7 protein-coding genes are annotated in these 6,573 nt (G+C 43.9%); 6 read left to right on the top strand and 1 reads right to left on the bottom strand.

Features of this window, described 5'->3' with window-relative positions; translation table 11 throughout:
* The first annotated feature begins 49 nt into the window (after positions 1-49).
* A complete protein-coding gene (locus AB4653_RS19170) occupies positions 50-1,093 on the top strand; it encodes an endonuclease/exonuclease/phosphatase family protein (RefSeq protein ID WP_009844910.1) in 1,044 nt (347 codons plus the stop codon).
* A gap of 150 nt (positions 1,094-1,243) precedes the next feature.
* Here AB4653_RS19170 and AB4653_RS19175 read toward each other — a convergent pair whose 3' ends face one another.
* On the bottom strand, positions 1,244-1,879 hold the full coding sequence (locus tag AB4653_RS19175) for a porin family protein (RefSeq protein WP_009844909.1): 636 nt from the start codon (positions 1,877-1,879) through the stop codon (positions 1,244-1,246).
* Between the two features lie 392 nt (positions 1,880-2,271).
* Here AB4653_RS19175 and AB4653_RS19180 point away from each other — a divergent pair, with 392 nt between their 5' ends.
* The 5 genes from AB4653_RS19180 to AB4653_RS19200 form a co-directional block, all read left to right on the top strand.
* Positions 2,272-2,586: a winged helix-turn-helix domain-containing protein gene (locus AB4653_RS19180; protein WP_009844908.1), complete on the top strand. Its 315-nt coding sequence runs from the start codon at positions 2,272-2,274 to the stop codon at positions 2,584-2,586.
* A gap of 279 nt (positions 2,587-2,865) precedes the next feature.
* Positions 2,866-3,285, top strand: coding sequence for a D-ribose pyranase (gene rbsD, locus AB4653_RS19185; protein WP_009844907.1), 420 nt, complete (start codon positions 2,866-2,868; stop codon positions 3,283-3,285).
* A gap of 97 nt (positions 3,286-3,382) precedes the next feature.
* Complete coding sequence (gene rbsA / locus AB4653_RS19190) at positions 3,383-4,888, top strand: ribose ABC transporter ATP-binding protein RbsA (protein WP_102257613.1); 1,506 nt, start codon at positions 3,383-3,385, stop codon at positions 4,886-4,888.
* Complete coding sequence (gene rbsC / locus AB4653_RS19195) at positions 4,885-5,877, top strand: ribose ABC transporter permease (RefSeq protein WP_009844905.1); 993 nt, start codon at positions 4,885-4,887, stop codon at positions 5,875-5,877. Before rbsA ends, rbsC begins: the two co-directional genes overlap by 4 nt.
* 174 nt (positions 5,878-6,051) lie before the next feature.
* The coding region (locus tag AB4653_RS19200; protein ID WP_372105022.1) for a substrate-binding domain-containing protein at positions 6,052-6,573 on the top strand (522 nt) is incomplete at its 3' end.

Here is a 6,573-nt window from a genome sequence, read left to right on the forward strand (position 1 = left end):
ATACTTTACTGGAGTATCCTTGCTGCTTAGGTCTAAATGGAATGACACTTTGAACAAACCAAACCACATAACATTCGCAACGTTCAACCTTCTGAACTATCTCGAACCGCCGAATGCTTACTATGATTTTGAGAACATCTACAGCTTCGATGAATGGCAGAAAAAGCAACATTGGATGGCTGAAGCGATTAGTTCATTAGATTGTGATGTGATTGGCTTTCAAGAGATATTTAGCCCGCAGTCTTTAGAGCAATTGATGAATGAGCTAGGTTATCCATACTTTGCAGTGGTCGATAGCGCAGACGTTGAAGATGATTACCTATACACCTCCCCTGTCGTTGGTATCGCATCCCGCTACCCAATTGAAAATGTACAGCCTGTTACGCCAGATTCGAAGTTACTGACAGCGTTCAACCTTGGAGACAATTTCTCATTCAACAGAACGCCTGTTCATGCCACGATTACGTTACCCCATTTAGGTTCAACCGACTGTTATGTGGTGCACTTCAAATCACAACGTCCGACAGAACCCAAAGCAGAATCTATCGATGTGGATAACGCTCAGCAAGGTGAAAAATCACAAAGTGACACGCTCACTCGCTTCCACCAAGAGCAACTTGGCTCTTGGTTATCTAGCGTGCAGCGCGGCCTTGAAGCTCAGATGCTGCATCAATACATCACCAATCATCGTTACCAAACCGATCAGCCTGTTGTGTTAATGGGTGACTTTAATAAGCCTCTATTCAACGACGAGTTTAAAGGGCTATTAAGTTATTCAATAAACAGAGACGAAAACAGCAAGCATTGGCTTTCCCACTTCCGGTTAAAAGACAGCTGGGATATTTATCATCAATTGCATGAACAAGACTTACTTGAACAACGCAAACCAACCCACTATTACGGTGCCTCTGGTTCTGTTCTGGATTACATTTTAATGTCGAACGAATTTGACTGTCAGAACTCATCAAGCATGATGGAAATCTCTTGCTACACAGTGCTCGACCATCACCTCATCAATCCCAGCTTTGAACACGACCAATTCAGTACTGACCATGCCATCGTTGCTGTCACCGCTCATATCCGTGAAGCCTAGCTATTCGATTACATCTTCAATCGAGAGTTACCTGAGTTGAACATGAAAAAAACCGCAGTCAAAAACTGCGGCCTTCCACTTTAGCCAAACGGGTTGAGCCAACCGACGCCCCATTTAGAAACCGATTTACCGTTTAGCAAAGTGTGAAACTTAGAATGTGTACATTGCGCCAAGATAGAATGAAGCCAATACGATATCTTTCTCTACCTTTTTTCGGTTCCAAGAGTTGCCCTCGTCAACTTCTACTGTAAATGCATCGGCTTCATAACCAAGTCTCAGGCTTAACTCAGAAAGCTTTTCTGGGGTGTACTCAACGCCAAAACCAACTCGTACACCTGCACCTGAATCATCGAAATCAGAACTTGAAGGACGTGAACCGTCTGCATACTTCATATCGAGATCGATTGAAGATAAGCCAATTGTACCAAATGGGCGAACGCCATTATCAAACGTATAACCAAGGTTTGCAGCAATCGAAAAGACTTGAGGAGTCCATGTAAAGCCAGCGTTGCTTCTTAAAGGATATTTAGCAACCACATCACCATAATCCGTGTACTGAAGCTCAAGTGATACAATACGGTTAAACTTATAGCCAGCAATGATACGGTAAGCATTGTCTTCTGCTTCAAACGTCACTGGCTCTTTAATTGATGAAAATAGTCCACCATCATCGACGCCAGAAGTACCAATGGCACCACCTAGATACAAACCACTGTCCGCTGCCATTACATTGTTTGCTGCAAATGCTGACATCATTGCGATGCTTAGAATTAATTTATTGCCCATTACTACTTGACCTTACTTAATGCAAATCAAGATTGTTACGCCTTCCTGTGCTGCACAATCTTGTTAGAGTTACCCGACACCCCGTCGAATTCGCGAACATGATAGGCTCACAGAAAACAAAAAAATAAATAAAAATGTAATCACTTTATAACCCCAGACAACAGAATTAGTTAAAACACCATAAGAGCCTGAATCAAAAAGAAATAAAAAAACACCTAACGTTTGTTTGAACAATCCATTCCCTTCCAAATCATCCGGTTTTTAGGTTTTTCCACCTCGCACTTACGCAAGCTTACTTTCAAGAGTGGCGTGATTTTGCATAATCCACACGCTTTAGTAGCTTGCGACTTAACTCAATCTCAACCATTCAGAATAAGACGAATAGAAACACGATGAACCACACAATAGAGCTCAACGGCTTAATCATTGATACTGACTCTCGAACGATTACTAATGAACAGGGGAATAAAATCACTTTACGCCCTCACCTACTTTCGGTGCTCTGTTTACTAACAGAAAATCTAGGGGATCCCGTTTCTAGGGAAGATATTATTGATATGTGCTGGGAAGGGGAACTCACCTCTCCTCACATACTTGCTAACGTCATCTATAATCTGCGTAATGTTTTTACGCGCTTAAGAACACCAGACATTCAGATAACCACAATCACCAAGTTTGGCTACATTTTGTCGGTTGACCCCACTTAATTAAATTTAAGCGACACTACATTGTGTCAAAACTGTATGGGCAACAAGCCGTAGCGCACTCTTTATATCTCCATGGTGAACGTATTTATGCAATCAATGGCGTTGATTAAGATCACTAAAAAACGCCCCATCGAAACGTTTCGATGATCGTTATCACACTCTAGCAAAGTGAAGAGTGCAAATGATAAATCAAACACTATTATCACTATCGAAACGTTTCGATGGCTTTTCTTGAGTTGTTCTCAACCCATTAAACGTTATTTTTCGATAGGTCGTGATATGAAAAAAAGTACTCTAATTAATTCTGAACTCTCTTACTTAGTGGCGACTCTTGGCCACACAGATGAAATCACGATTTGTGACGCGGGCTTGCCGATTCCAGATCACGTAACTCGTATTGATCTTGCCTTAACTCATGGTGTTCCGAGCTTTCAGCAAACAGTAAAAACCATGCTGGATGAATCTCAGATTGAAGGCGTTGTGATTGCAGAAGAGTTTGCGAAAGTAAGCCCAGACCATCACGCTGCACTGATTGATTTAGTTAAGACAGAAGAAGCGCGTTGCGGCAAATCGCTTTCGATTACTTACATCACTCATGAAGAATTCAAAGAGCGAACGCATGACAGCCGCGCGGTTATTCGCACTGGCGAATGCACGCCATACGCAAATGTTATTTTCCAAGCTGGCGTAACCTTTTAACTCAAGCTTAGCGTTTGAACCTAAGCGCAACGACAGCTCAGTGTCATCACTGAACCAAAACAATCAAATACAACTGGCCCCGAGTAAAGGAACCGACATGACTCAAGCCATTTTAGAACTTAGCTCAATTGAGAAAGCCTTCCCAGGTGTTAAAGCACTAGATAAGGCGAGCCTCAACGTTTACCCAGGGCGCGTAATGGCGTTAATGGGGGAAAACGGTGCAGGTAAATCAACGTTGATGAAAGTGCTTACCGGCATTTACCACTTGGACGGCGGCACTATCGCATACCAAGGTAAACCCGCAGCATTTAAAGGACCACGTGATTCACAACAAGCCGGCATTAGCATCATTCACCAAGAGTTGAACCTAATTCCTGAGCTAACCATCGCCGAGAACATCTTCTTAGGTCGTGAAATCACAGGCACCATGGGACGTATCTTGTGGAACGAAATGTACCAAGAAGCGGACAAGCTACTTAAACGCCTTAACGTAAAACACAGTTCAAAAACTCCTTTAGGTCAGCTAAGCCTTGGTGAGCAGCAAATGGTAGAGATAGCGAAAGCCCTATCGTTTGAATCTAAGGTCATCATCATGGATGAGCCAACGGATGCACTAACCGATACCGAAACTGAGTCTCTATTTAAAGTAATTAACGAACTACGTGATGAAGGCTGTGGCATTGTTTACATCTCTCACCGTTTGAAAGAGATCTTTGAGATTTGTGATGACATCACCGTGCTTCGTGACGGTAAGTTCATTGGACAATGTGAAGTAAAATACACCGACGAAGATGGCCTAATCGAGATGATGGTTGGCCGTAAACTGGACGAGCAATATCCACGTATCGGACAGAGCCACGGTGAAACCTGCCTTGAAGTGATTGGCCTGACTGGTTCTGGTGTTCATGACGTGAGCTTTACTCTAAAGCGCGGCGAGATTCTTGGTGTATCTGGCCTAATGGGTGCAGGTCGTACCGAACTGATGAAAGTGATTTACGGTGCCCTTCCAAGTGAACGCGGCGTCATCAACCTAGAAAACAAAACCATCAACCCGGTAAGCCCGAAAGATGGCTTGGCGAATGGCATTGCTTACATCTCTGAAGACCGTAAAGGCGATGGCTTAGTTCTAGGGCTTTCAGTGAAAGAGAATATGTCTTTATGTTCACTTGACCTACTGACAAAGAGCGGTCAAATCCAACATAAAGACGAAGTGATCGCCGTGGATGACTTCATCAAGCTCTTCAACATCAAAACCCCGACTCGCGAGCAAATCATTGGCAACCTTTCTGGTGGTAACCAACAGAAAGTGGCTATCGCTAAAGGCTTGATGACCAAACCAAAAGTACTGATTCTCGATGAACCAACGCGTGGTGTCGATGTCGGTGCTAAGAAAGAGATTTACCAACTCATTAATAAGTTTAAAGCCGACGGCATGAGCATTATTTTGGTCTCATCTGAAATGCCAGAAGTGTTAGGAATGAGTGACCGCATCATGGTGATGCATGAAGGCCGTGTAAGCGGTGAATTTGATGCTAAAGAAGCAAACCAAGAATTATTACTGGCGTGTGCGGTCGGTAAAAAGATCAACGAGGACGCAGCATGAGTACTAAAACCATGAGCAAAACAACTGAAACTGAAGCGCCAAAGAAAAAACCATTAATCAGCAAAGAGTGGCTGATTGATCAAAAGTCATTGATTGCTTTGATCTTCCTGATTGTTGTCGTTTCTTTCTTAAACCCGAACTTCTTTACTGTCGACAACATCCTGAACATTCTGCGCCAAACCTCGGTTAACGCGATTATCGCTGTGGGTATGACGTTGGTTATCTTAACCGCGGGTATCGACTTGAGTGTTGGTTCTGTACTGGCACTTTGTGGTGCGTTCGCAGCCAGCATGATTGGTATGGAAATCCCTGTCATGATCGCAGTACCAACCGCTCTAGTAGCTGGTGCAGCATTAGGTGCTATTAGCGGTGTGATTATCGCTAAGGGTAAAGTTCAAGCCTTCATCGCAACGCTTGTAACCATGACACTACTTCGCGGCGTAACCATGGTTTACACCGACGGTCGCCCTATCTCAACAGGCTTCACTGACACAGCAGACGCATTCGCTTGGTTCGGTACAGGCTACGCAATGGGCATCCCAGTTCCAGTATGGATCATGGTCGTGGTGTTCGCAGCAGTATGGTACCTATTAAACCACACACGTTTTGGTCGCTACGTTTACGCACTGGGTGGCAACGAATCAGCAACTCGCCTATCAGGCATCGACGTAGACAAAGTGAAAATCGGCGTTTACGCAATCTGTGGCCTGCTAGCTGCAGTGGCTGGCATCATCGTGGCCTCTCGCTTGTCATCTGCTCAACCTACCGCAGGTATGGGTTATGAGCTAGACGCCATCGCAGCCGTGGTTCTTGGCGGCACAAGCTTAGCGGGCGGTCGTGGTCGCATCATGGGTACATTGATTGGTGCACTGATAATCGGCTTCCTAAACAACGCCCTCAACCTATTAGACGTATCTTCTTACTACCAGATGATTGCAAAAGCAGTGGTTATTCTTCTGGCAGTATTGGTCGATAACAAAAACAAATAAGACTCTAGTTTGAGTCAATGCAACACCCTGCTTTATCTATAGAAAACCCATAGAAAAAGCACCTTTAATAAAAAGATCTATCAGTAACAAACCTATAAACATTAAATCTATAAATAATGTAACAACGAGCTAGGGTTATCCAACCTAGCTCACCCTACATAAAGGACTTACACCATGAAAAAATTAGCGACTCTTATTTCTGCTGCCCTTCTTTCTACAACAGTATCTGTGTCTGCACAGGCGCAAGATACAATGGCAATCGTTCTGTCTACATTGAATAACCCATTCTTTGTAACCATGAAAGATGGCGCAGAAGCGAAAGCTGAAGAGCTAGGCTACAAGCTTATCGTTCTTGATTCTCAAAACGACCCAAGCAAAGAGCTTTCGAACATTGAAGATCTAACCATTCGTGGTGTTAAGGCAATCCTGATTAACCCTACAGATTCAGATGCAGTATCTAACGCTATTCGTATTGCTAACCGTTCAAACATCCCTGTACTAACGCTAGACCGTGGCGCAAGCCGTGGTGACGTAGTGAGCCACATTGCTTCTGATAACGTAATCGGCGGCGAAATGGCAGGTCACTTCATCATGGAAAAAGTAGGCGAGAAAGCGAAAGTAATCCAACTTGAAGGTATTGCTGGTACTTCTGCTGCTCGTGAACGTGGTGAAGGCTTCATGAACGCAGTAAACGGC

The organism is Vibrio sp. 10N.222.48.A3, from assembly GCF_041475345.1.
Classification (GTDB): domain Bacteria; phylum Pseudomonadota; class Gammaproteobacteria; order Enterobacterales; family Vibrionaceae; genus Vibrio; species Vibrio tasmaniensis_A.